The organism is Segniliparus sp., assembly GCF_051660745.1.
In the GTDB taxonomy this organism is placed as follows: Bacteria; Actinomycetota; Actinomycetes; order Mycobacteriales; family Mycobacteriaceae; genus Segniliparus.
Genome location: NZ_JBOFQF010000028.1, coordinates 219,822 through 243,923, shown reverse-complemented (window position 1 = coordinate 243,923; position 24,102 = coordinate 219,822). Strand labels below are relative to the sequence as shown.

Below are 24,102 nucleotides of genomic sequence, written 5' to 3'. Positions count from 1 at the left end.
CCGATCCCGCAGAGCGGGACCGCCCTTACTCCGGCTTGATCCAGCTCGGCTTGTCCGACACTGCGGGCACGAGCTTGATGCCGCCCTCCTGCGCCACCGAAGCCACGAGACGGCCGGACTGGTCGAAGAGCCTGCCCTGCACGAGCGCGCGGCCGCCTTGCGCCGAGGGCGACACCTGGTCGTAGAGCAGCCACTCGTCCACCCGGAACGGGCGCATGATCCACACCGCGTGGTCGAGCGAGACGACCCTCGCCTGCGTGTCCATCCCGCCGTGCGGGCCGCGCGCCGCCATGAGGAGGGTCATGTCGCTCAAATACGCGAGACCGCCGACGTGCAGCGTCCGGTCGTCCGGCAGCCGGTCCCGGTGCCGGATCCACACCCGCTGGCGGGCGAGCGTCCGCTCCGCGTCCACCAACGCGTCCCGAGACACCCGGCGCACATCCCAGTCCGGCCACTCCTCCACGAAGTAACGCCAGCTGGACGGGGTCTCGCATTCCTCGGGCCCTGGAATCTTCGGCATCTCGTCCTGATGCTCCACGCCGCTCGTCTCGACCTGGAAGGAGCAGGTCATCGTGAAGATCGTCTCGCCGTCCTGGATGGCGTGCACCTCGCGCGTGGTGAACGAGCCGCCGTCGCGGATCCGCCCCACGGTGAACACCGTCGGCTCGGCAGGCCTGCCGGGCCGCAGGAAGTAGCCGTGCAGCGAGTGCGCGACACGGTCCTCCCCCACCGTGCTCACGGCGGCCACGAGGCACTGCGCGGCGACCTGGCCGCCGAACGTGCGCGGCAGACGGCTCGGCATGGCGCCGCCCCGGAAGATGTCCCGGTCGATCCGCTCCAAGTTGAGGATCTGGACGAGCCGCTGTGTCTCGATGCTCGTCATCCCACTGCCTCCAGCTCTTGAGTTTTGAGGACGTCGCGCAAGAACCTGCCCGTGTGGCTGCGCTCGGAGCGCGCCACGTCCTCCGGGACGCCCTCGGCGACGATCGTCCCGCCGCCAGAGCCGCCCTCGGGGCCGAGGTCGACGATCCAGTCGGCGGCCTTGATCACGTCCAAGTTGTGCTCGATGACGATCACCGTGTTCCCTTTGTCCACGAGCCCGCCCACGATGGCCAGGAGCTTGCGGATGTCCTCGAAATGCAGGCCGGTCGTCGGCTCGTCGAGGATGTACACCGTCCTGCCGGTCGAGCGCTTCTGCAGCTCGGAGGCGAGCTTCACGCGCTGCGCCTCGCCGCCGGAGAGCGTCGTCGCCGGTTGGCCGAGCCGCACGTAGCCGAGGCCGACGTCCACCAAGGTGTCGAGGTAGCGGCTGATCGAGGAGATCGGCTTGAAAAACTCGGCGGCCTCCTCGATCGGCAGGTCGAGGATCTCGGAGATGTTCTTGCCCTTGTAGTGCACTTCCAGGGTCTCCCGGTTGTACCGGGCGCCATGGCAGACCTCGCAAGGCACGTACACGTCCGGCAGGAAGTTCATCTCGATCTTGACCGTGCCGTCGCCCTGGCAGGCCTCGCAGCGCCCGCCCTTGACGTTGAACGAGAACCGGCCCGGCGCGTAGCCCCGGACCTTCGCCTCCTGCGTGGCGGCGAACAGGCTGCGGATCTTGTCGAAGACGCCGGTGTAGGTGGCCGGGTTCGACCTCGGGGTGCGGCCGATGGGGGTCTGGTCCACCTGCACCAGCTTGTCGAGCTGGTCGAGGCCGGTGACGCGGGTGTGCCTGCCGACCGGCAGCCGCGCGCCGTTGAGCTTGTTCGCCAAGACCCGTGCCAGGATGTCGTTGACCAGGGTGGACTTGCCCGACCCGGACACGCCGGTCACCGCGACCAGCACGCCGATCGGGAAGGAGGCCGTGAGGTCCTTGAGGTTGTGCTCGCGCGCGCCGACGACCGTGAGCTTGTGCTTCCACGGGCGGCGGCTGTCGGGGACCGCGATCTCCGCCCGCCCCGCAAGGTACGCCCCGGTCAGGGACTGCTTGTTCTTCAAGAGCTCCGGGTAGGTCCCGCTGTGCACGACCTGGCCGCCGTGCTCCCCCGCTCCCGGGCCGATGTCCACGACCCAGTCGGACTGGCGGATCGTGTCCTCGTCGTGCTCGACAACGATGAGGGTGTTGCCGATGTCGCGCAGCCTGGTCAACGTCTCGATGAGGCGGTGGTTGTCGCGCTGGTGCAGGCCGATGGACGGCTCGTCCAGCACGTAGAGCACCCCGGTCAGGCCCGAGCCGATCTGTGTGGCGAGCCGGATGCGCTGCGCCTCGCCGCCGGAGAGCGACCCCGCCGCGCGGTCGAGGGACAGGTACTCCAGGCCGACGTCGAGGAGGAATTTCAGACGGGCCTGCACCTCTTTGAGGACGCGGCCCGCGATCATCGCGCCCTGGGCGTCGAGGACGAGGGCGTCCAGGTACTTCGAGCACTCCTTGACCGACAGCGCGCAGACCTCGGCGATGGACCTCCCGTCCGCGCCGAGGGTGACCGACAAGATCTCCGGGCGCAACCGCGCCCCCCGGCAGTCGGGACAGGGGACTTCGCGCATGAAGCCTTCGTACTTCTCGCGCATGAAGTCGGACTCGGTGTTGGAGAGACGGCGGTGCAGCCACGGGATGACGCCTTCGAAGTCCACCGAGTACGAGCGTTTCCTGCCGTGGCGGTTCTTGTAGTTCACCTCGACCTTCGCGTCCGAGCCCTCGAGGACGACCTTCCTCGCGGCGGGCGGCAGGTCTTGCCACGGGGTGCCGAGGTCGAAGTCCATCGCGACGGAGACCCCGGCGAGCATCTGGAAGAAGTAGTCCGCGTGCATGCCGCTCGCCCACGGCGCGACCGCGCCATCGGCGAGCGAGAGCTCCGGGTCGGGGATCACCAGGTCCGCGTCGACTTCCTTGCGCACGCCAAGGCCGTCGCAGGTCGGGCAGGCGCCGTACGGGGAGTTGAACGAGAACGAGCGGGGCTCGAGGTCGTCCACCGCGATGGGGTGCCCGTTCGGGCAGGCCATCTTCTCGGAGAAGCGCCGCTCCCGCTCCGGGTCGTCCTCGGGCAGGTCCACGAAGTCGAGCACCACGACGCCGTCGGCGAGGCGCAGCGCCGTCTCGACCGAGTCGGTGAGCCGGACCCTGGCGGAGCCCTTCACGACGAGGCGGTCCACGACCACCTCGACGTCGTGCTTCTCCTGCTTCTTGAGGGTCGGCGGGTCGGCGAGCGAATGGACCACCCCGTCCACCCTGGCGCGCGCGTAGCCCTGGCTGTGCAGCTGCGCGAAGAGGTCGACGAACTCGCCCTTGCGGGTGCGCACCACCGGGGCGAGGACCTGGAACTTTGTGCCCTCCGCCATCGCGAGCACCTGGTCGACGATCTGCTGCGGCGTCTGCCGCGCGATGACCGCGCCGCATTCGGGGCAGTGCGGGGTGCCCGCCCTTGCGTAGAGGAGCCGCAGGTAGTCGTACACCTCGGTGATCGTGCCGACGGTCGAGCGGGGGTTGCGGTTGGTGGCCTTCTGGTCGATGGAGACCGCAGGCGAAAGCCCCTCGATGAAGTCCACGTCGGGCTTGTCCATCTGCCCGAGGAACTGCCGCGCGTACGCCGAGAGGGACTCGACGTAGCGGCGCTGCCCCTCGGCGAAGATGGTGTCGAAGGCGAGGGAGGACTTGCCGGACCCGGAGAGCCCCGTGAACACGATGAGGCTGTCGCGCGGCAAGTCCAAGTCCACGCCGCGCAGGTTGTGTTCCCGCGCGCCGCGAATGATGAGCCGATCTGTCACCGCACTATCGTAGACGCAAGCACTGACAACCGTCAGAGCGCGAGCTTCAAGCGCTGGCCCGCATGGCGCCAGTAGACCGATCCGAACCGGGTGTCCACCCGCAGCCAGCTGGGATGCGCGCGGATCCGCGCCATCTCGTCGCCTGCGATGGCGAGGCGGTCCGTCTTCGCCCGGACCAGGCGCCCGGTCCGGGTCGTGACGAAGCCCATCGCTGTCAAGGCGAAAACACAGCGCAGCGGCACCTCTGTGCTCAGCCCACCCGGGGCGTCAGCGCCCTGCCCGTCGTCCGAGGTCGCGGTGACCACGACCGAGTCGAGGAGCGAAGGCGGCGGGCCCTGCGGCCCGGCGTGCTCCTCGACAAGCGCCATCCCGCGTTGCGCGAGTTCCACGAGCTCGCGGACCGGAACGTCGTCCACCTGCGCGAACCCCTCCTCCGGCGGCAACGACCCCTTCCACGACGAGTCGAAGCCCCAGCCGAGCGGAACCTCCTGCGCGCCCTCCGCCGAGAGGGAGTCGCGCAGCTCCCCGGCGTCCACCACGATGTCCGCCGGACGGACCTCGCCGAGAGTGGAACGCATGGCGAGCACGTCGAAACCGGTTTGCGCCCACACGCCGACCCTGCCGTTCGCCCGGGCCTTGAGCCGCACCACCGCCGAAGGGTCCAGCCGCACCGCCGCCGCCGCGAACCTCGCGATATCGGCCGCCAAGGCGGGCTCCGCCAATCGGAGCGCTCGTTCCTCGTTCATCCGGACTCCTTTCCGTCCGTCTTTCCCTCCGCCGCGCCTTCGCTCCCCGTGCCCCTGCTCCCCGTGGCCCTGCTCCCCCGTCCGCCGAACAAGCCGAGGGCGACACCGAGGATAAAGGTCGCGAAGGGCCAGGCCCCGAGCTTGTCGACGTGGTACTCGAGCCAGATCTGCACCGAAGCCGCCGCCTCGATGATCGAGTCCTTCGGGTCGCCGTCGGCGAAGAACAGCCGGATCTCGTAGTACCCGTAGTACGCCACGTACAAACCGGTCACGAGGACGATCGCGCCCGCGATCCGGTTGATGTGCGGCAGAAAGCCCCGGATCTTGTCCGCGACGGACGAGCCGACGAGGGCCACCGCGACCGCCACCGCGCCGACCGTGACGGCCATGCCGCCAGCGTAGACGAGGAAAGCGAGCACGCCGTTCAGCCAGGACCCCTTCCGGAACGTCGCGCCGATCAGCGCGAGGAACGGGCCCAACGTGCACGACAACGAGGCGATCGCGTACCCGACGCCGTAGCCGTACATCGATCCGAGCCGCGCGGTCGGCGCGCTCCGGCCCGCCCTCGGCAGCATCACGGCGAGGTCTTTGCCCGCTAAGAGCCAGCCCCCCATCGCGACGAGCAGCGCCCCGACGACGACCGTCGCGAACGGGAGGTACTTCTGCGCGGAGGCGACCAACGGGGACACCACCAGGCCGAAGAGGCCGAACACCGTGACGAACCCGGCGGCCATCGCGAGCGTCGCAGCCGCCGCGCGGGCCACCGCCGTCCTTCGCGAGACGTCCTGCCCGTTGCCCGCGATGACGAGCCCCAGGCAGCCGGGCAGGAACGCGAACCCGCACGGGTTCAGCGCGGCGACGAGCCCCGCGCCCAAGGCGAGGCTGAACACCGCGTGTCCGCTCATCGCGCTCACCTGCCTTCCGTGCCGACAGTCTAGCCGGCGGGACCGGCTGGACCGACGGCACGGGCTCGCAGATCAGCCGATCTGGGCGCTCAGGACCTCGGCCTGCCAGCGCTCCTTGTCCTCGCGAGGGGCGAAGCTCGCCTCGAAAGAGTTGAGCGCCAACTGGCGCACGTCCTCGGCGGAGAGCCCAAGCGCGGCGCGCACGGCGGCGAAGTTGTCGTCCACATGCCCGCCGAAATACGCCGGGTCGTCGCTGTTGACCGTGACCACCAGGCCCGCGTCGAGCATGGTCTTGAGCGGATGCTCCGCGAGCGAGCCGACGCCTTTGAGGCAGACGTTGGACAGCGGGCAGACAGTGAGCGGGACGCGGTCCGCGCGAAGGCGCGCCACAAGCCGTGGATCGGCGAGGGAGCGCACGCCGTGGTCGATCCGCTCGACCCCGAGGATGTCGAGCGCCTCCCAGACGTACTCGGGCCCGGCCTCCTCCCCCGCGTGCGCGACCTTGCGCAGGCCTTCGGCCGCCGCGATCTCGTAGACGCGCTTGAAGAGCCGGGGCGGGTGGCCCAGCTCGGCGGAGTCGAGCCCGACTCCGATGAAGTGCTCGCGGAATTCGAGCCCCGCCCGCAGCGTCTGCTCCGCGGCGTCCGGCCCGAGGTCGCGCAGGAAGCACAGGATGAGGTCTGCCGATATCGGCGCGTCGGCGACGGCCGAGGAGAAGCCTTCGACCAAGGTCTCGAATCCGACCCCGTTGTTCAGATGCGTCTGGGGGTCGAAGAAGACCTCGGCCCTGCGCACCCCTGCCGCAGCCGCTCGGCGCAGGTAGGCGGCCATGAGGTCGTAGAAATCCGTCGCGGAGCGCAGCACCGCGAGATTCGCGTAGTACACGTCGAGAAAGGACTGCAGGCTGGTGAAATGGCGGTACCGCTCGGTCAGCGCCACCGGGTCGTAGGTCGGCAGCGCCACGTCGTTGCGCCGCGCGAGCGCGACCAGGAGCTCGGCCTCCAGCGTGCCTTCGACGTGGACGTGCAGCTCGGCGACGGGCAACGGGGGCATAGCCCAACTGTAGCCGCCGAACCGGCCTCCGCACGACGGCCCGCACTCGACAAGAATACCCCATAGGGGTATAGTCTTCGGCATGAGCATATTGGACGCAGCCACCCGGGCCTTGGCGCTCGCCGGAACCATGACCTGGGAGATCCTATGGGCGCTGATCCTGGGGTTCCTGCTCTCGGCGGTCGTGCAGGCGGCAGTGCGCAAATCGACAATCGTGCGGCTCATGGGCGACGACCGCCCCCGGACGCTCGCGGTGGCCTCCATCCTCGGCGCCGCGTCGTCGTCCTGCTCGTACGCGGCGGTCGCGCTCGCCCGCTCGCTGTTCCGCAAAGGCGCGAACTTCACCGCGGCCATGGCCTTCGAAATCGCCTCGACCAACCTCGTGGTCGAGATCGGCGTCATCCTGGCGCTGCTGCTGGGCTGGCAGTTCACCGCCGCCGAATTCGTCGGCGGCCCGATCATGATCGTGCTGCTCGCCGTGCTCTTCCGGCTCTTCCTACGGGGACGGCTGGTCGAGAAGGCCAGGGAGCAGGCGGAGCTCGGGGTCGCGGGCTCGATGGAGGGCCACGCCGCGATGGACATGTCCGTCGGCGGCGAGGGCGGGTTCTGGCGACGGCTGCTCTCCCCCAAAGGCTTCACCGCCGTGTCGCACGTCTTCGTCATGGAATGGGCCGCGGTCCTGCGCGACCTGGTCGTCGGCCTCGTCATCGCGGGCGCGGTCGCGGCCTGGGTGCCCGAGTCCTTCTGGCAGGCGTTCTTCTTCACCGACCACCCGCTCGTCTCCGCGCTGTGGGGGCCGATCGTCGGACCGGTCGTCGCGGTCCTGTCCTTCGTCTGCTCCATCGGCAACGTGCCGTTGGCGGCGGTCCTCTGGAACGGGGGCATCAGCTTCGGCGGCGTCGTCGCGTTCATCTTCGCCGACCTCTTGATCCTGCCGATCTTGAACATCTACCGCAAGTACTACGGGGCCAAGATGGCGCTCGTGCTGACGGCTTCGTTCTACGCCGCGACGGTCGGCGCCGGGTACCTGGTCGAGATCCTCTTCGGCGCGACTGGCCTCATCCCTGGCGAGCGGTCGGCCGCGATCATGCACGAGGGGATCTCCTGGAACTACACCACCTGGCTCAACATCGCCTTCCTCGCCGTCGCGGCGGCGCTGACGGCGAGGTTCTTCGCCACGGGCGGGCTCCCGATGCTCCGGATGATGGGCGGGGACCCCGACACGGAGCACGACCACGCCTGCCACGGCGAGCACCACGGGCACAACGGCGAGCACCACGGCTAGCCTGACCGGCTAGTACGAGCCTCTCGTCATGGACCGGACCCAGCGGGTCGCCACCGAGATAGCCGCGAGGTCGGTCACCCCCGACTCGAAGACCGAGGCGAGCGTCTCCTGCGCCCGGCCCACCCGGGTCGAGTTCCGCGCCCGCCAATCCGCGATCTGCTCCGCCGCCGACTCCTCGGGGTCGGAGTCGGCAAGCACGTCCAAACTGAGGGTCCGCAGCGCGCCGTACAACTCCTCGCGAAGCGCCAGGCGGGCCTTGACCTGCCATTGGTCCTTGACCGGGAGCAGCGTCGCCAGCGTGATCACCCGGTCGACCCCGAGCTCGGAGCCCAGCCGGAAGTACAGCTCGCCCACTTGCTCGACCGACCGGTCGGCCAGCTCCGCGACATCCACGACGTCGAGGAGGCTGAACTCGTAGATGAGCCTCGCCGCCCGTGCCGCGAGCTCTGGCGAGGCCCCGATCTGCGCCAGCGCCTCCTGGCCCTTGGCGTAGCCCAGGGCGTCGTCGTCCCGGAGCCAGCCGGGGACCAGCGCCTTGGTCCTGGCGATCTGCGGCGCGTACCTGGCGATCTCGGAGCGCACCGCGAGCGGTTGGGGCCGCGAGGCCACCAGCCACCGGCACGACCGGTCCAAAAGCCTGCGCACCTGGGTGAGCGCCCGGTCCGCCGCGGGCGCGGGCGTCGAAGACCGGTCCACCAGGGCGAGCACCTGGCGCAGGTCGAAGATCTCCATCGCCACCGAGAAGGCACGGGCCACGTCGGAGGCGGAGACCCCGGACTCCTCGGCCATCCGGTAGGCGAACGTCGTCCCGCCGATGTCCACGATCTCATTGGCGAGCTGTGTGGCCACGATCTGCCTGCGCAGCGTGTGCGTGCCAACGACCGCCTCTGCCTGGGGGCCGACGCCGGAGGGGAAGTACGCCCGCAGCTTCGGCTCGTAGATGTCGTTGTCCGGCAGGTCGCTGGCGAGCAGGTCCTGCTTCAGGCTCAGCTTCGCGTACGCGAGCAGCACCGAGAGCTCCGGGGAGGTGAGGCCCTGACCGGCAGCCGCGAGCTCGCGCAGTTGCGCCTGGTTCGGCAGGAACTCGACCTTGCGGTCCAGCCTGCCCGTGTCGACCAGCTTTTGGATCTGTCGCGCGTGCACGTCGACGAATTGCGCCGCCGTGTGCCTGCCGACGCCAAGCTCGTCGTTCTGGGCGATGTTGTCCGCGAGCACCAGTTCGGCGACCTCGTCGGTGAGCGACTCCAGGAGCAGGCGGCGCTGGTCGTCCGGCAGCCTGCCCTCGGATTCGAGCTGGCTCAGGAGGATCTTGATGTTCACCTCGTGGTCCGAGCAGTCCACTCCGGCAGAGTTGTCGATGGCGTCGGTGTTGATCCGCCCGCCCGTCCGCGCGTACTCGATCCGGCCGAGCTGGGTCACGCCGAGGTTCCCGCCCTCGCCGACCACCTTGGCCCGCACGTCGCGCCCGTCGACGCGCAGCTCGTCGTTGGTCTTGTCGCCGACCTCCGCGTCGGATTGGGCGCTCGCTTTGATGTAGGTCCCGATCCCGCCGTTCCACAGCAGGTCGACCGGGGCTTTGAGGATCGCCCGGATGACCTCGGGCGGCGAAAGCTCCGCCACGTCGTCGGCGAGGCCGAGGGCGGCGCGGGCCTGCGGGCTCAACGGCACCGCTTTCACCCCGCGCCCCCACACGCCGCCGCCCTCGCTGATCAGCGAGGCGTCGTAGTCGGCCCAGGACGAGCGCGGCAGCGCGAACAGCCGCTCGCGCTCCGAGAACGAGCGCCCCGGGTCGGGGGCCGGGTCGAGGAACACGTGCCGGTGGTCGAAGGCGGCGAGGAGCTTGATGCGCGGGCTGCGCAGCATGCCGTTGCCGAACACGTCGCCCGACATGTCGCCGACGCCGACCACGGTGAAGTCCGTCGTCTGCGGGTCCACCCCCATCTCCCAGAAGTGCCGCCGCACGCTCTCCCACGCGCCGCGCGCGGTGATGCCCATGGCCTTGTGGTCGTAGCCGACCGAGCCGCCCGAGGCGAAGGCGTCGCCCAGCCAGAACCCGTAGCTCTTCGCGATCCCGTTCGCCATGTCGGAGAAGGTCGCGGTGCCTTTGTCCGCCGCGACCACCAAATACGGGTCGTCCCCGTCCCGGCGCACCACGCCCGGCGGCGGGACGACCTCGTTGGAATGTTGGACGATGTTGTCGGTGAGGTCCAAAAGGCCGCCGATGAACAGCTTGTAGCAGGCCACGCCCTCGTCCCGGAAAGCTTCCGGCGGAACCGGCCGCTTGACCACGAACCCGCCCTTCGCCCCGACCGGGACGATGACCGCGTTCTTCGCGGTCTGCGCCTTCGCGAGGCCCAAGATCTCGGTGCGGAAGTCGGAGAGCCGGTCCGACCACCGGATGCCCCCGCGCGCCACCGCGCCGAACCGCAGATGCACGCCCTCCACCCTCGGCGACGAGACGAAGACCTCGAATTGCGGCACCGGCTTGGGCAGATCCTTGAGCGAGAGCTCGGCGAGCCTGCGCGGCGCGAGCTTGAGCGCGATCACATCGCGGCGGTCCGCGCGGAAGAAGTTCGTCCGCAACGTCGCCTCGATCAGGTCGAGGTAGGCCTGGAGGACCCGGTCCTCGTCCAGGGAGATCACCGAGGCCACCGCGCGGCGCAACGCATCGAGCGCCTGGTTCCTCGCCTCGTCGGAGGCCTCCTCGGGGCTGAACGTCGCGGCGAACAGCCGCACCAGGAGCGCCGCCGTGCCCGCATAGCGCAGGAGCACCCGGCTGATGTGGCTGACCGGGTACGGGAAGTCGATCTGGCGCAAGTACTGCGCGTACGCGCGCAGCAAGGCGACCTCCCGCCAGTGCAGCCCCGCCTGCAGCGTGAGCACGCCGAGCTGGTCCGCCTCGGCTTCTCCGTGCCAGAGCGCCTCGAACGCGTCGACGAGTTTCGCGCGGACTTCCGGATCTGCGAGACGCCCGCTCATGCCCTGGTCCTCCGGGCGCAGGCCGAATTGGTAGATCCAGCACTGCGCGCCGTCCGACCGGCGCACCTCGTACGGCTTCTCGTACAGCGTGGTGAGCCCGAGGCTCGTCGTCAGCGGCAGCACCATGCTGACCGTCGCGGGCCCGCCCCGGACATAGAGCGTCAAAGCCGCCTCGGCCCCGCTCCGATGCGCCGTGTCGACGGGGTCCAGGCGCGCGCGGAGCTCGTCCTCGCCCAACGCCTCAAGCGCCGCGATGTCCTCCGCCGCCTCTGCGGGCGCGAAGTCTTCCTGGTAGGAGCCGGGCAGCGCCGTCGCGTACCATTGCGCCGCCTCCGGGGCCAGCCCGGCCTCGTCGGCGAGGCGGTCCTCCCACGTCCTGCTCGCGGCGGCGAGCAGGGCCTGGATCCGCTGTTGATTTGCCGAGGAGCAATCCGGCTCGGACGCAAACGGCCCGCGCACGGTGAAGAACACCCATGCGAGCGCGGCCTCGGTCACCCGTGCGGTGTAGTCGACGCCCGTGCCGCCGAGCTCCTCGACGAGGATGTCCCGCATGGCGAGGCGCACCGCCGTCGTGTAGTGGTCCTGCGGCAGCCGCGTCCAGGCCAGCACGCGCTCGCCCAAGGGGTCCTGGCGCAGGAACAGCCGGAGGCTGCGCCGGGCGTCGATGGACAGCGCCGACGAGGCGATCTCGTGCAGCGTGTCGAGGTCCGTCGAGAAAAGCTCCGCGCGGGGCAGCCCCGAGACGACTTCGAGGATCTGCTGCCCGGAATGCGAGCCGAGCGCCACGCCCGAACGGGCCAGGACCTCCAACGCGCGCTCGGCGACCACCGGGATGTCCAGGACGTTCTCGTAGACGGCGGACACCGGGAACATGCCGAGGAAGCGGTGCTCGCGATGCGGGGCTCCCCCATCGCCCTGGGGTCCCCGCCCGCTTGCGGGGGACTCGCGCACCATGACGACGTACGGGTGGCGCAACGCGCCGACTGTCGACGACCGGGGGCTCTGCGCCACCACGAGGACCTGGTCGCCTGGCGCGGGCGGAGCCGACAGCCTGATCGGCTCGGGGGCCCCGTCCCGGAGCACGCCGAGGCCGCTGCCCGAGTCTGGCCGCCAGTGCGCAGCCGTGTCTTGGCTCGCGTCGGCTTCGTAGGAGCGGTAGCCCAGCAGGACGAAATGCTCCTCGGCGAGCCAGCGCAAAAGCCTGGCCGTGTTCGCGAGCTCCAGGCCCGTCCCCTGCTGCGGCAGGCTCTCCGCGAGACGGACGAGCTGGCCGAGCATCGTCGCGTGGTCGTCGCTGACCCGGCGGACGTCCCGAAGCACCCCCGGCAGCGCCGCGTCGATCGCGGCGAGGACTTCGTCGCCGACGTTCTCGGCGAGGCTGACCTGGATCCACGACTCGTTGAACGCGTACGTCGGCGCGACCCCGTCCAGCACCACGTCCACGAGATGCCCCGACTCGTCCCGGCGCACGGCGAGAACGGGGTGCTCCAAAGCGGTGATCCGCGCGCCGGACGACTCGACCAGGGAGGAGACGGACTGCACGAGCAGCGGCATGTCGTCGGTGACGATGAAGACTTTCGGGACGCCGTGGAGGCGGGCGGTCCGCACCCGGTCGGCTCCCCGGTCGCGGACCATGCCGAGGTGGACATGGTCCAGCACCGACTGCGGGTCGGGCGCGGCGGACTCGGTGTACGTCCTCGCGAGCTCGTCGAGCCAGGACCGCTGCTCGTCGGAGAGCTCTCCGAACGTCCGGCCCAAATGCGCGAGCTCAGTCCGCGTCGCCATGCCCTTCTCCTTCTGCCCGACCATGCGGCTGCCGGTGCTCGTGAGCCTGGCTGTGCTCATGAGCTTGGTAGAGCATGATCAAATTTCCGCCCTGGTCGTCGAGGACGGCCGCGAGGCCGTCGCCGGTATCAGCAGGCTCCGAGGCGAACCGGACTCCTGCCGCGCTGAGCCGGGCATGCTCTGCGGCGAGGTCGTCGACGAAAAACATCGTGTACGGGACGCCTGCCTCGTACAGCTTGCGCTTGTAGATTTTGGCGGGCTCGAACCCCGCGGGCTCGAGGAGCAGCTGCACGGCGGGGCTCCCGTCCGGCAGGCGGGGGGCGTCCGGGGAGACCAGCGTGAGCCAGCGGGCTCCCCCGGCAGGAACATCGACGTGCTTCACGAAGCCGAGCATCTCGGTGTAGAAGCGCTCGGCTTGCTCTTGGTTGTCGACGATCACGTTCGCGATGCCGACCCGGATGCTCATCGCGCCTCCCCGGCGGCGATCTGCGGCTGGGGGTACCTCCCGCTTGCGGGGGATACTTCGCGTCTCATGTACCCGTCCTTTCGTACACATCGACGCTCGTGGCCTGGCATCTCATCCACCGGAAAGTCGCGATCATGCCAACTCGGCCTGCAGATTCTCGTCGAGCACCGAGAGGAACTCCTCGGTGGTGAGCCAGGTTTGGTCGCCGCCGACCAAGAGGGCGAGGTCCTTGGTCATCTTCCCGCCCTCGATGGTCCGCACCACCACGTCTTCGAGCTTGTGGGCGAAGCCTTCGACCTCTCGGGTCCCGTCGAGCCTGCCTCGGTGCGCGAGGCCGCGGGTCCACGCGAAGATCGAGGCGACCGGGTTGGTCGAGGTGGGCTTGCCCTGCTGGTACTGGCGGTAGTGCCGGGTCACGGTGCCGTGCGCCGCCTCGGACTCGCAGATCTTGCCGTCCGGGGTGAGCAGGACCGAGGTCATCAGGCCGAGCGAGCCGAAGCCCTGCGCCACGGTGTCGGACTGCACGTCGCCGTCGTAGTTCTTGCAGGCCCAGACGTAGCCGCCCTCCCACTTGAGCGCGGAGGCAACCATGTCGTCGATCAAGCGGTGCTCGTAGGTGAGGCCCGCCGCGTCGAACTCGGCTTTGAACTCCTGCTCGAAGACTTCTTGGAAGATGTCCTTGAACGCGCCGTCGTACGCCTTGAGGATGGTGTTCTTCGTCGAGAGGTACACCGGGTAGTTCTGCTGCAGGCCGTAGTTGAGCGAGGCGCGGGCGAAGTCCCGGATCGAGTCGTTGAAGTTGTACATGCCCATCACGACGCCGCCGCACTCCGGCAGCTTCACCACTTCGTGCTGGATCGGCTCCCCGCCGTCCGAGGGGGTGTAGGTGATGGTGACCGTGCCCGCGCCGGGGACTTTGAAGTCCGTCGCCCGGTACTGGTCGCCGAAGGCGTGGCGGCCGATGATGATCGGCTTGGTCCAGCCCGGCACGAGCCGTGGCACGGACTGGATGATGATCGGGGCGCGGAAGATGGTCCCGCCGAGGATGTTGCGGATGGTCCCGTTCGGCGACTTCCACATCTTCTTGAGGCCGAATTCCGTCACCCGGGCCTCGTCCGGGGTGATGGTGGCGCATTTGACGCCGACGCCGTGGCGTTTGATCGCCTCGGCCGCGTCGACGGTCACCTGGTCGTTCGTGGCGTCGCGGTGTTCGATCCCCAGGTCGTAGTACTCGATGTCGATGTCCAAATACGGAAAGATGAGTTTGTCTTTGATGAACTTCCAGATGATGCGTGTCATCTCGTCGCCGTCAAGATCGACGATGACTCCCTCTACCTTGATTTTGGACATTCGGTGCCCGGCCCTCCTGGGATCGGCGTGCGTCAAACCTGCGCCGGGGTATGGCGCCTGACCTTCTCAACTTACCCCGTCCTTGGTCTGCCTCCCGAGCGGCCCCGCAGCATCGTGACCTCTACTCCTATGCGTTATGATGACCCCAGGTCAAGAGTGCTAGCACGAAGCCCCGGCTCGCTAGCCAGCAACCCCCGTGCCGCGGTGGGGTGCTCCGGGTGAGGACCTGGTTTGCCTGTGGAAGCCACGGGCGGCAAGCGCGGGTCCCCGGCCGAGGGGGCTCCAAGCGGAAGGTCTCGCGAGATCCTCCGACAAAGCAAGGAGGCAGAGCCATGTGGTATCCCTCTCAACGCAACACCTCGACCTTTTGGAGAGATTATGACCAACCCCGACTCCGCGACCAGCTCTGCCACCGCTCCTGACCCCTCGAACTGGAGCTTCGAGACCAAGCAGATCCACGCGGGCCAGTCCCCCGACTCGCAGACCTACGCCAGGGCGTTGCCGATCTACCAGACCACCTCGTACGTCTTCCGCGACACCGACCACGCGGCGGCGCTGTTCGCGCTCGAACCGGAGGGGCACGCCTACACCCGCCTCTCCAACCCGACGAATGTCGTCGTCGAAGAGCGGATCGCCGCGCTCGAAGGCGGCGTCGCCGCCCTGCTGCTGGCCTCTGGCCAGGCGGCGGAGTCGGTCGCCTTGCTCAACCTCGCCGAGGCGGGCGGCCACATCGTGTCCAGCCCCCGGCTCTACGGCGGCACCCAGAACCTCTTGCTGCACACCCTGCCCAAGCTCGGGATCGAGGTCACCTTCGTCGAGGACCCCGACAACCTCGACCACTGGCGCGCCGCGGTCCGCCCGAACACGAAGGCGTTCTTCGGCGAGGTCATCTCCAACCCCCTCAACGACGTCTTCGACATCCCCGGGGTCTCCTCCGTCGCGCACGAGCACGGGATCGCGCTCGTCGTGGACAACACCGTCGCCACGCCGTACCTGATCAACCCGCTCGCGCACGGCGCGGACGTGGTGGTGCACTCGGCAACGAAGTACCTCGCGGGCCATGGCACCGCCATCGCGGGCGTGCTGGTCGACGGCGGCACGTTCGACTGGACCTCGGGCCGCTACCCGCAATTCACTGCCCCGGACCCGAGCTACCACGGCCTCGTCTGGGCCGAGCAGGGCCCGCCCGCCTTCGCGCTCAAGGCCCGCACCCAGTTCCTGCGCGACCTCGGCCCGGCCATCTCCCCCTTCAACGCGTTCCTGCTGTCCCAGGGGCTTGAGACGCTCAGCCTCCGAGTGGAGCGGCACGTCTCCAACGCCCGGCAGATCGCCGACTTCCTCTCGGACCACTCCCAGGTGCTCTCGGTCAACTACGCCGGGCTGGCTTCTTCGCCCTGGCACGAGCGCGCGAAACAGCTCCTGCCGAAGGGCCAGGGCGCGGTCCTCGCCTTCGAGATCGACGGCGGAGTCGAGGCCGGGAAGCGGTTCGTCGACGCCCTCCGCCTGCACAGCCACGTGGCGAACATCGGCGACGTCCGCTCGCTGGTCATCCACCCGGCTTCGACCACGCACTCGCAGCTGACCCCCGAGGCGCAGCTGCAGGCAGGCGTCACCCCCGGCCTCGTGCGGCTCGCCGTCGGCCTTGAGGGCGTCGACGACATCATCGCCGACCTGCAGCTCGGGTTCAAGGCAGCCGCCGCTTGACCGTCACTGCTCACTCGCCGCGCGAATTCGTGGACCGAACGCCCTCCTCGTGGACGCATCGTCCTGACGGGGAGCAGCAGCTCGCCCGGATCGGCCCGGTCGCGCTCGACCGGGGCGGCGAGTTGTCCGACGTCGTGATGTCCTTCCGCCGGTGGGGCAGGCCGACGCCGGATCTCGACAACGTCGTGCTCGTGCTGCACGCGCTCACCGGCGACGACAACGTCGCAGGGGCCGACGAGCCGGACGGGCGGCGCCCCGGCTGGTGGGACGGGACGGTCGGGCGGGGAGCCGTGCTCGACACAGACCGCTGGTGCGTCGTGGCCGCCAACGTCCTCGGCGGGTGCAACGGGTCGACCGGCCCGGGCGCGCCCGCCCCGGACGGGCGCGCCTGGGGCTCGCGCTTCCCCCGGATCACCGTCCGCGACCAGGCTCGCGCCGAAGTCGCGCTTGCCGACGTCCTCGGAGTCGAACGGTTCGCGAGCGTCATCGGCGGCTCGATGGGCGGAGCGCGGGCGCTCGAATGGCTTGTCGGCCATCCAGGACGGGTCGCGAGCGGGCTCGTCCTCGCGGTCGGAGCCCGCGCCTCGGCGGACCAGATCGGCACCCAGACCGCGCAGATCCAAGCCATCCAGGCCGATCCGGACTGGCATGGCGGCGACTACTACGGCACCGGGCGCGTCCCGCTCGTCGGCATGGGGATCGCGCGGCGCTTCGCGCACCTCACATACCGGTCCGAAGCCGAGCTCGACGAGAGGTTCGCGAACACCCCGCAGGGCGACGAGGAGCCGCTGTGGCGGGGCCGCTACTCGGTGTCGAGCTACCTCGACCACCAAGCGCGCAAGCTCGCCGTCCGGTTCGACCCCGGCAGCTACGTCGCGCTGTCGGGCGCGCTCAACCACCACGACGTCGGCCGGGGCCGGGGCGGCGTCAAAGCCGCCCTCGGCGGCTGCGCCGTCCCGACCGTCGTGGCCGGGATCGACAGCGACCGGCTCTACCCGATCCACCAGCAGGAGGAGATCGCCAAGCACCTGGCTGGCGCGGGCGAGCTCCGTGTCATCCATTCCAAATACGGCCACGACGGCTTCCTCGTCGAGGCGAAAGCGGTGGGCGCGCTGATCGCCGAGACGCTGGCGATCGCCGAACGGCGCTAGGGCCGGTCAGCCTGCCCTGGTGCCGAGCGGGTTGATCGTCCACGAGACCCACAGGATCGCGGCCCCGACCAGGGCAAGCACGACCACGTCGAAGAGCCGTCCGCGCACCGCGAGAAGCCCCACCCGGTTCGTCGGCAGCGCCGCGCGGAAAACAGCCGCCGTGATGACCGCGAAGCCGATCACCGCGCCGCCGCGCCGCCACCGGTCGAGCTCCACTAACACCGCCGCCACGAGCAGCAGGAACACGACCACGAGGAACGGCGCCTGGTTGAGCAGGAGGCGCACCCGCAATGCTCGCCGGTGGTGCTCGCTGCCTGCCTCGCTCACGACTGGCCGATCTGCCGTTCGGCGAGCTCCACCACGTTGGCGAGCAGCATGGCCCGCGTGAGCAGTCCCACCCCGCCGGGATTGGGCGACACCGTCCCGGCGACCTCGCGCGCCTTCAGGCTCACATCTCCGACCAGGCCTGCGTCGGTGCGGGTGAGGCCGACGTCGATGACCGTCGCGCCGGGACGGACCATGTCTTCGGTGACGAACCCCGGAACCCCCACTCCGGCGACCACCACGTCGGCGCGGCGCACATGCCCGGCGAGGTCTTTGGTCTTGCTGTGGCACACGGTCACCGTCGCGTTGTAGGGCGGACGGGAGAGCAGGATCGACAGCGGCCTGCCCACAGTCACGCCCCGGCCGACGATCACCACGTCGGCCCCGACGAGCGGAATCCCGGACACGGCGAGCAGGTGCACGATCCCCTTCGGGGTGCAGGCCTGCGGGCCTGGAATGCCCAGCGCGAGCCTGCCGAGACTGGTGGGGTGCAGGCCGTCCGCGTCCTTGTCCGGGTCGATACGCTCGAGCGCCGCGTTCTCGTCCAGGTGCCCCGGCAACGGCAGCTGCACGATGTAGCCGGTGCACGACGGGTCGGCGTTGAGCTCGTCGATCACATCGGCGACCTGCTCGAACGACGCGTCCGACGGCAGTTCGCGGGCGAGCGAGGTCACGCCGATCGCCGCGCAGTCGGCATGCTTGCCGCGCACGTACGCGTGGCTGCCGGGGTCGTCGCCGACGAGGATGGTGCCAAGGCCCGGGACCACGCCGCGCTCGGCGAGGCCCGCGACACGTTTGGCCAGATCGTCCATGATCTGATCGCGGACAGATCGGACATCAAGCACAATCGCAGTCATGCCTCTAGTCTGCCAGATCGAACAACGTGGCCCGAGCTGCGTCCAGATCGCCCCGATGCGACGGACGAACAGGAGGCCCGCATGTTCCGCGTGATGCTCTACGAGCCGAGGATCGCGGGCAACACCGGCAGCATGATCCGCGTTTCCGCCGCGACCGGCTGCGAGCTGCACCTTGTCGAGCCGCTCGGCTTCGACCTCTCCGAGCCCAAGCTGCGCCGGGCAGGGCTCGATTACCACGACCTCGCGCATGTGGTCGTCCATCCGGGGTTCGACGAGGCGCTGGCGGCGGCCCCCGGCGCGAGGGTCTTCGCGTTCACCACGTCCGGCTCGGCGCGCTACAGCGACATCGCCTACCGGACGGGGGACGTGCTGCTGTTCGGCCCCGAGCCGACCGGGCTCCCCGAGGAGGTCGCGAACCATCCCCGTGTCGAGGCGCGACTGCGCATCCCCATGCTGGCGGGCAGGCGTTCGCTCAACCTCGCCAACGCCGCGACGCTCGCGGTGTACGAGGCGTGGCGCCAGCACGGCTTCGCAGGCAGTTCCTGACCGCTCAGGCTGCGATCAACGGATCATCGCCCGCGCCAACCAGCGCTTCGCCTTCGTGAACGGCGGGTACAACAGCGGCAGGTCCGGCGTCGTGCGCATCGACATCAGTGCACGCTTCTGGCTGAACTCGTCGAATCCGAACTTCCCCCGAGAAGAGCCGTAGCCGCTCGCGCCGACCCCGCCGAACGGCAACGAGGGAATGGCGCAATGGAACACCGCCTGGTTGACCACGACGGCTCCGGACAGAGTCTCGGCGATCACCTGCCGCTCCACCGCGCTCGAAGCGGTGAACACGTAGGCGGCGAGGGGACGGGGCCTGCTCCGGACGAACGCGATGGCTTCCGCGATCGAGTCCACCGGGATGATCGGCAGAATAGGGCCGAAAATCTCTTCTCGCATGAGCGGGGAGTCCAGATCGGGATTCAGCACCACGGCGGGCTCCACCTTGAGCGTCTCCGTGTCCACAGAGCCCGGCAGCACGTGCTCGCCGCCGCTGGTCGCGACCAGCCGCGCGATATGCTCCGCGTGCTTGCGGTGGATCACCCGCACCGGCTGTCCCGCGTCGACGCGTTGCTTCTTGATCTCGGCGACCAGCTTCGCCGTGAACTCTTCGAGCACCGGCCGTTCCACCAGCAAATAGTCTGGAGCGACGCAGGTCTGTCCCACGTTGACCAGCTTCGTGGCCGCGACACGACGCGCCGCCACCGCCACGTTCGCGTCCCTGGCCACGATGACAGGGCATTTGCCGCCGAGCTCCAACGTGACCGGAGTCAGGTGCTCCGCCGCCGAGCGGGCGACCAGCTTGCCAACACGCTCGCTACCGGTGAAGAAAATATGGTCCAGACCCTGGTCGATGAGCGTCTGCGTCTCCTCGGGGCCGCCCTCGACCACCGCGACCGCCGTCGGATCGACGTATTTCGGCACGAGTTCGGCGAGCAGCCGAGCCGAAGCCGGGGTGAGCTCCGACGGCTTGATGACGACCGTATTGCCTGCGGCGAGCGCGCTGACCAGCGGCGCGATGCTCAAGAAGACCGGATAATTCCACGGGCTGATGACGAGGACCACCCCTTTCGGGGTCGGCTGGTAGCTCATGCTGGAGAGCCCCCGGAAAGACAGGGGCGGCGCGCTTTTCTGCGGCTTGGCCCAAGCGCGCAGATGCTTGCGCACATAGCTGTTGTCCATGTTGACCGACAGGATCTCGATCAGCCAACTGGAGTAGGCGTCTCGTCCGAGATCCTGCTTGAGCGCCGCTGCGATCGCTTCCTCGTTCTCCGAGAGCAGCCGATCCAATGCCTCCAACTGGCGCAACCGCCATTCGACGTCCCGAGTGCGCCCGGAGTCGAACGTGGCGCGGAGCCCGGCGACCACGCTCCGCGCGTCGGGGGCGGCTTCCTTCGTCGTGCCGTTGGGATGGGCGGTCGCAGTTGTCATATCGTCCCTTTCACGATCAAACGCAGCGTGTTACCTCAGACTGAGATACATAACACAAGTATAGCGTACGCTCCATTTATGAAAGTGTTATTGGACACAGAAGAAAGAATCAGATGAAAAGGCGCACACCGCCCGGCCGCCCTACCTGCCTTCGGCCCGTTCCCCGCGCAGGGTCATCACCGTGCTCGTGACCGTCGCCGCAGGCTTGCCGTCCGAGCGCACGATGTCGCAGGCGTAATGGGTGATCGTCCGCCCGGAATGGGACGGGCGCGCGGTGGCGACCAGGACGTCCGACCACACCGGGCGCAGGAAAGCCGCCCGGATGTCGATGCTCGTGAACGTCTCGCCGGGCCGCATGAGGGTCGAGTGGGCCGTGCCGATCGCCGCGTCCGCGAGCTCGACGAGGAAGCCGCCGTGCACAGTCCCCTGCTGGTTGCCGTGCCGAGCGGGGTCGACCTCGGCCCGGAGCGACGCGGTCCCCTCGCCGACGTCGACGATCTGGAAGTCGAGCAGCCGGGAGATCGCGGTCGGATACCGCATATGCGTGGCTTCGCCCGGCCGCAGCTCCCCCGCGAGCTGGCGGCGCAAGTACTCCAACACGGGCAACGAGGCCTCGGGTTCGGCCGTCACCGCACGCTCTACCTGTTCAAGTTCTCGAGCCAGACGACCGCGCGGCTGGCCTCGTCCGGGTCCATATGCTGCAGCAACAGCTGGAACGTGTTGTGGGCGCGCTCGGACGACCACTGCTCGTCGTTGGCGGCGTTCTCGTTGACCCAGGCCTCCGCCGGGGCTTTCTGCTTGGCGTGCAGCAACGCGGCCTCTTCGACGGTGCAGTCGAGCACGCGGGCGACCAGCGGAATCGCCCTCTCGACAACGCCCTTGCGCTCAAGGTAGTCGGCTATGCCGAAAAGAGCGAACAGATCCACCGAGGGGTCGACGTTTTCCACACCGTTGTGAGCCACACAGCGATGTTAGCCGCGTTCCTGATCGCCGAGCAACGAGATTTCAGCCGCTGCGGGACCTCGCGGCTCCAGCCCCGCCGAGGGCCCTGTGGAGCGGGCGACGGGAATCGAACCCGCGTAATCAGTTTGGAAGACTGAGGCTCTACCATTGAGCTACGCCCGCGCGGCCCGCCTCAAGCGGACCATGTCGATAGTACCGACCACGTCAAGTTCGCCGCCCGAGCAGCGCCGGGGCCTTGAGCGCCTGCGCTACAGCTTTTCCAGCTCTCCGGTGCGCTCGTAATGCGCGAGCTGGTCGATCCGCCGCTGATGACGGGGTTCTCCGGACCACTGCGCGCCGAGGAAGGCGTCCACGATGGCGAGCGCCTCTTCCTCCGTGTGCATCCGTCCGCCGATGCCGATGAGCTGGGCGTTGTTGTGCTCGCGGGCGAGCTGCGCGGTCTGTGTGCTCCATGCGAGCGCGCACCGCGCGCCCGGCACTTTGTTCGCCGCGATCTGCTCGCCGTTGCCGCTGCCGCCGAACACGATCCCCAGGCTGCCTGGGTCCGCGACCACCTGCCGGGCGGCCTCGACGCAGAACGCCGGGTAGTCGTCCTGCGGGTCGTACTCGTAGGCCCCGCAGTCGATGACCTCGTAGCCTTCGTCGAGGAGGTGGCGTTTCACAACGCTTTTGAGCTCAAAACCGGCATGGTCGCCGCCGAGGTAGATACGCACAGGCCCAGTCTTGCAGACCTGCTGCCGCCGAGTCCAGCTGCCCCGAGGTCGATCCGCCGATCTGCCGGGCCGCAGGTGGAATCTCAGTCCCGCTGCTAGGCTCCTGCGCTATGACGGAGTTCTCATCGAGCCACATCGGCGGAGGCTACGCGCCCTATCCCGCGCAGCCGCAGGCGTACCAGCAACAGAACGGGCAGCACCAGCAGCACCCTCATCGCCCGCTCAAGTTCCAGATCCCGCGCCACCCCGGGGAGATCCCGCTGCTCGTCGTCACCATCTTGTTCGTGCTGGCCGTGGTGGTCTTGGTCCTGGTCGGGGCCATCGTCACCTACCTTGGCGTGCCGGACAAGGTGCTCGTGACGCATGACGCGAACCTGGGCAAAGACGTGATCTCCGTTGCCCATCCAGGCTTCTTCGAACGGCTGACAGCAGTGCTGCCGTTCCTCTTCATCATGCTCCTCCCGCTGCTCATCCTCTTCGGACGAGGCGTGCTCTGGGGCTCGCAGCGCGCGCAGGCGGTCGAGATCACCCCGACGCAGTTCCCCCAGGCGTACCAAATGGTGGCGAACGCGGCGCAGCACTACGGGCTCAAGAAGATCCCCGAGGCGTACGTGGTCTCTGGCAGCGGCACGATCAACGCGTTCTCCTCCGGCCATGGCTTCCGACGTTTCATCGTCGTCTACAGCGATCTGTTCGAGGCAGGCGGCGAGGCACGCGACCCCGACGCGCTGGCCTTCGTGATCGGCCACGAGTGCGGGCACATCTCCGCGGGGCACACGAGCTACGCGCGAATGCTGGTCTTCCAGATCGCGCAGTACTTCCCGCCCCTGCAGATGGCGCTCTCCCGCGCGCAGGAGTACACGGCGGACAACCACGGCTACAGCGTCTACCCGCAGGGCGCGATGGGCACCATACGGCTGCTCTCGGCCGGCAAGTACCTGAACCACCAGATCGACGTGGACACGTACACGGACCGGGCCATGCGGGACCGGGGCTTTTTCGTGTGGTTCGTGAACTTCCTCGCGAGCCACCCGATCGGCACATGGCGCGCATGGGCGTTGCGGGACCGCTCCCGCGCTGGCGCGCTCTTCTTCGCCCCCAAGCCGACGCCCGGCTTTGCGCCGCCGCGCTCGCCGCAGCCCGCCGCGCCGCCGCAGGGCGTCGTCCCGTCGGTGCCGCTCGGGCGTCTTCCCTCTGCTGTCGGGCACACCGCGCCCGCGCCGTCGCACGAGCCTGCCCTCTCTGCCCAGCACCAGGCAGGGCACGCCCACCAGCACTGGGCTCCTCCGCCGAGGAAAGACGCGCCGCCGAGAGAAGACGGCCACGCCCCGCCCGCCTAAAGGGCGAGCTGGGGGCCTTCCGTCCTGGTCCGCTTGAGCTCGTAGAAGTACGGGTAGTTGGAGAGCGCCAACGCGCCGTCCCACAGCTTCCCCGCCTCCTCGCCCTTCGGGACGCGGGAGATCACCGGGCCGAAGAAGGCGACACCGTTGATGTGGATCGTGGGCGTCCCGACGTCCGGGCCCACTTTGTCCATGCCCGCGTGGTGGCTGGCGCGGATCGCCTCGTCGTACGGGCCCGAGCCGAACGGGTCCTCGACAGCCGCCTCGGCCAGCTCGGCGGGCAGGCCTGCCTCCGCCAACGCCGCAGGGACGAGCTCGCGCTGGTCCGGGCGCTCCGCGTCCTCCGGCCTCGGCTGGTGGATGCGCGAGCCGAGCGCGGTGTACAGCGGGCTCACCACGTCCTCGCCGAGCTTCTGCCGCGCGGCCTCGACCACCCGGACGGCGGGCAGTGTCTTGGGCATGAGCTCGCGGTAGAAGTCGGACAGCCCCTCCCTGCCCTCGTTCAGCACGTACAGGCTCATGACGTGGAACTTCACCTCGACATCGCGGACCTTTTCGACTTCGAGGATCCAGCGGGAGGTGAGCCAGCACCACGGGCAGGCCGGGTCGAACCAGAATTCGATGAGGTCTTTTTTGTTCTCCGGCATCGGGGTCTCCTCAATAGTTCTCTCGCCTCGCGCAGTAGCACACGGACAGCCTCTTATCCAACACCACTGCCGCCGCGCGCATTCCAGCCCGGTCAGTAGGCTGTCAGCAACAG

Annotated in this window: 20 protein-coding genes, 1 tRNA gene and 1 riboswitch; of the genes, 5 read left to right on the top strand and 16 right to left on the bottom strand. The window is 69.0% G+C overall.

Features of this window, described 5'->3' with window-relative positions; all coding sequences use genetic code 11:
• Positions 1-25: 25 nt before the first annotated feature.
• The 5 genes from ACRC20_RS08640 to ACRC20_RS08620 form a co-directional block, all read right to left on the bottom strand.
• Positions 26-883: an acyl-CoA thioesterase gene (locus ACRC20_RS08640; RefSeq protein ID WP_438685952.1), complete on the bottom strand. Its 858-nt coding sequence runs from the start codon at positions 881-883 to the stop codon at positions 26-28.
• Entirely contained in the window at positions 880-3,744 is a 2,865-nt protein-coding gene (gene uvrA, locus ACRC20_RS08635; protein ID WP_438685951.1) for an excinuclease ABC subunit UvrA, read from the bottom strand. Before uvrA ends, ACRC20_RS08640 begins: the two co-directional genes overlap by 4 nt.
• Before the next feature lie 32 nt (positions 3,745-3,776).
• A complete protein-coding gene (locus ACRC20_RS08630; RefSeq protein WP_438685950.1) occupies positions 3,777-4,490 on the bottom strand; it encodes a hypothetical protein in 714 nt (237 codons plus the stop codon).
• Positions 4,487-5,395, bottom strand: a complete 909-nt coding sequence (locus tag ACRC20_RS08625) for a cytochrome c biogenesis CcdA family protein (protein ID WP_438685949.1) — start codon at positions 5,393-5,395, stop codon at positions 4,487-4,489. The genes ACRC20_RS08630 and ACRC20_RS08625 overlap by 4 nt, the downstream gene beginning before the upstream one ends.
• Before the next feature lie 72 nt (positions 5,396-5,467).
• The gene (locus tag ACRC20_RS08620; RefSeq protein ID WP_438685948.1) at positions 5,468-6,448 is read right to left on the bottom strand and encodes an adenosine deaminase; all 981 of its coding nucleotides are present in this window, start codon (positions 6,446-6,448) and stop codon (positions 5,468-5,470) included.
• 82 nt (positions 6,449-6,530) lie between these two features.
• Between ACRC20_RS08620 and ACRC20_RS08615 the strand changes: the two genes are divergently transcribed.
• Positions 6,531-7,733, top strand: coding sequence for a permease (locus ACRC20_RS08615; RefSeq protein WP_438685947.1), 1,203 nt, complete (start codon positions 6,531-6,533; stop codon positions 7,731-7,733).
• 9 nt (positions 7,734-7,742) lie between these two features.
• On the opposite strand, the gene ACRC20_RS08610 is transcribed toward ACRC20_RS08615, so the two are convergent.
• The 3 genes from ACRC20_RS08610 to ACRC20_RS08600 all read right to left on the bottom strand — a co-directional run bounded on the left by ACRC20_RS08610 (position 7,743) and on the right by ACRC20_RS08600 (position 14,313).
• Entirely contained in the window at positions 7,743-12,497 is a 4,755-nt protein-coding gene (locus tag ACRC20_RS08610) for an NAD-glutamate dehydrogenase (protein ID WP_438685946.1), read from the bottom strand.
• Positions 12,481-12,963, bottom strand: coding sequence for a VOC family protein (locus ACRC20_RS08605; protein ID WP_438685945.1), 483 nt, complete (start codon positions 12,961-12,963; stop codon positions 12,481-12,483). Before ACRC20_RS08605 ends, ACRC20_RS08610 begins: the two co-directional genes overlap by 17 nt.
• Positions 12,964-13,095: 132 nt before the next feature.
• Positions 13,096-14,313, bottom strand: a complete 1,218-nt coding sequence (locus ACRC20_RS08600; RefSeq protein ID WP_438685944.1) for an NADP-dependent isocitrate dehydrogenase — start codon at positions 14,311-14,313, stop codon at positions 13,096-13,098.
• A 148-nt stretch (positions 14,314-14,461) separates the two neighbouring features.
• A riboswitch (SAM riboswitch) is annotated at positions 14,462-14,579 on the top strand.
• A 112-nt stretch (positions 14,580-14,691) separates the two neighbouring features.
• Between ACRC20_RS08600 and ACRC20_RS08595 the strand changes: the two genes are divergently transcribed.
• Positions 14,692-16,017, top strand: coding sequence for a bifunctional o-acetylhomoserine/o-acetylserine sulfhydrylase (locus ACRC20_RS08595; RefSeq protein WP_438685943.1), 1,326 nt, complete (start codon positions 14,692-14,694; stop codon positions 16,015-16,017).
• Entirely contained in the window at positions 16,014-17,168 is a 1,155-nt protein-coding gene (gene metX / locus ACRC20_RS08590) for a homoserine O-acetyltransferase MetX (protein WP_438685942.1), read from the top strand. The genes ACRC20_RS08595 and metX overlap by 4 nt, the downstream gene beginning before the upstream one ends.
• Positions 17,169-17,174: 6 nt before the next feature.
• Here metX and ACRC20_RS08585 read toward each other — a convergent pair whose 3' ends face one another.
• Together ACRC20_RS08585 and ACRC20_RS08580 are read right to left on the bottom strand one after the other, a co-directional pair.
• On the bottom strand, positions 17,175-17,495 hold the full coding sequence (locus ACRC20_RS08585; protein WP_438685941.1) for a DUF3017 domain-containing protein: 321 nt from the start codon (positions 17,493-17,495) through the stop codon (positions 17,175-17,177).
• Positions 17,492-18,349 carry a bifunctional methylenetetrahydrofolate dehydrogenase/methenyltetrahydrofolate cyclohydrolase gene (locus tag ACRC20_RS08580; protein ID WP_438685940.1) on the bottom strand — a complete coding sequence of 286 codons (858 nt, stop codon included), beginning with the start codon at positions 18,347-18,349 and terminating at the stop codon, positions 17,492-17,494. The genes ACRC20_RS08585 and ACRC20_RS08580 overlap by 4 nt, the downstream gene beginning before the upstream one ends.
• A gap of 81 nt (positions 18,350-18,430) precedes the next feature.
• Here ACRC20_RS08580 and ACRC20_RS08575 point away from each other — a divergent pair, with 81 nt between their 5' ends.
• Positions 18,431-18,895, top strand: coding sequence for a tRNA (cytidine(34)-2'-O)-methyltransferase (locus ACRC20_RS08575; RefSeq protein WP_438685939.1), 465 nt, complete (start codon positions 18,431-18,433; stop codon positions 18,893-18,895).
• A gap of 15 nt (positions 18,896-18,910) precedes the next feature.
• On the opposite strand, the gene ACRC20_RS08570 is transcribed toward ACRC20_RS08575, so the two are convergent.
• The 5 genes from ACRC20_RS08570 to ACRC20_RS08550 form a co-directional block, all read right to left on the bottom strand.
• On the bottom strand, positions 18,911-20,326 hold the full coding sequence (locus ACRC20_RS08570; protein WP_438685938.1) for an aldehyde dehydrogenase family protein: 1,416 nt from the start codon (positions 20,324-20,326) through the stop codon (positions 18,911-18,913).
• A 141-nt stretch (positions 20,327-20,467) separates the two neighbouring features.
• Positions 20,468-20,866, bottom strand: coding sequence for a PaaI family thioesterase (locus tag ACRC20_RS08565; protein WP_438686200.1), 399 nt, complete (start codon positions 20,864-20,866; stop codon positions 20,468-20,470).
• 98 nt (positions 20,867-20,964) lie between these two features.
• The gene (locus ACRC20_RS08560; RefSeq protein ID WP_438685937.1) at positions 20,965-21,288 is read right to left on the bottom strand and encodes a hypothetical protein; all 324 of its coding nucleotides are present in this window, start codon (positions 21,286-21,288) and stop codon (positions 20,965-20,967) included.
• Positions 21,289-21,377: 89 nt separating this feature from the next.
• Positions 21,378-21,451, bottom strand: a tRNA-Gly gene (locus ACRC20_RS08555).
• Between the two features lie 86 nt (positions 21,452-21,537).
• A complete protein-coding gene (locus ACRC20_RS08550) occupies positions 21,538-22,002 on the bottom strand; it encodes a ribose-5-phosphate isomerase (RefSeq protein WP_438685936.1) in 465 nt (154 codons plus the stop codon).
• 110 nt (positions 22,003-22,112) lie between these two features.
• Between ACRC20_RS08550 and ACRC20_RS08545 the strand changes: the two genes are divergently transcribed.
• Positions 22,113-23,342 (top strand): M48 family metalloprotease, encoded by a 1,230-nt coding sequence (locus tag ACRC20_RS08545; protein WP_438685935.1) that lies wholly within the window; start codon positions 22,113-22,115, stop codon positions 23,340-23,342.
• Here ACRC20_RS08545 and ACRC20_RS08540 read toward each other — a convergent pair.
• Positions 23,339-23,989 (bottom strand): DsbA family oxidoreductase, encoded by a 651-nt coding sequence (locus ACRC20_RS08540; RefSeq protein WP_438685934.1) that lies wholly within the window; start codon positions 23,987-23,989, stop codon positions 23,339-23,341. The genes ACRC20_RS08545 and ACRC20_RS08540 overlap by 4 nt on opposite strands.
• Positions 23,990-24,102 lie beyond the last annotated feature (113 nt).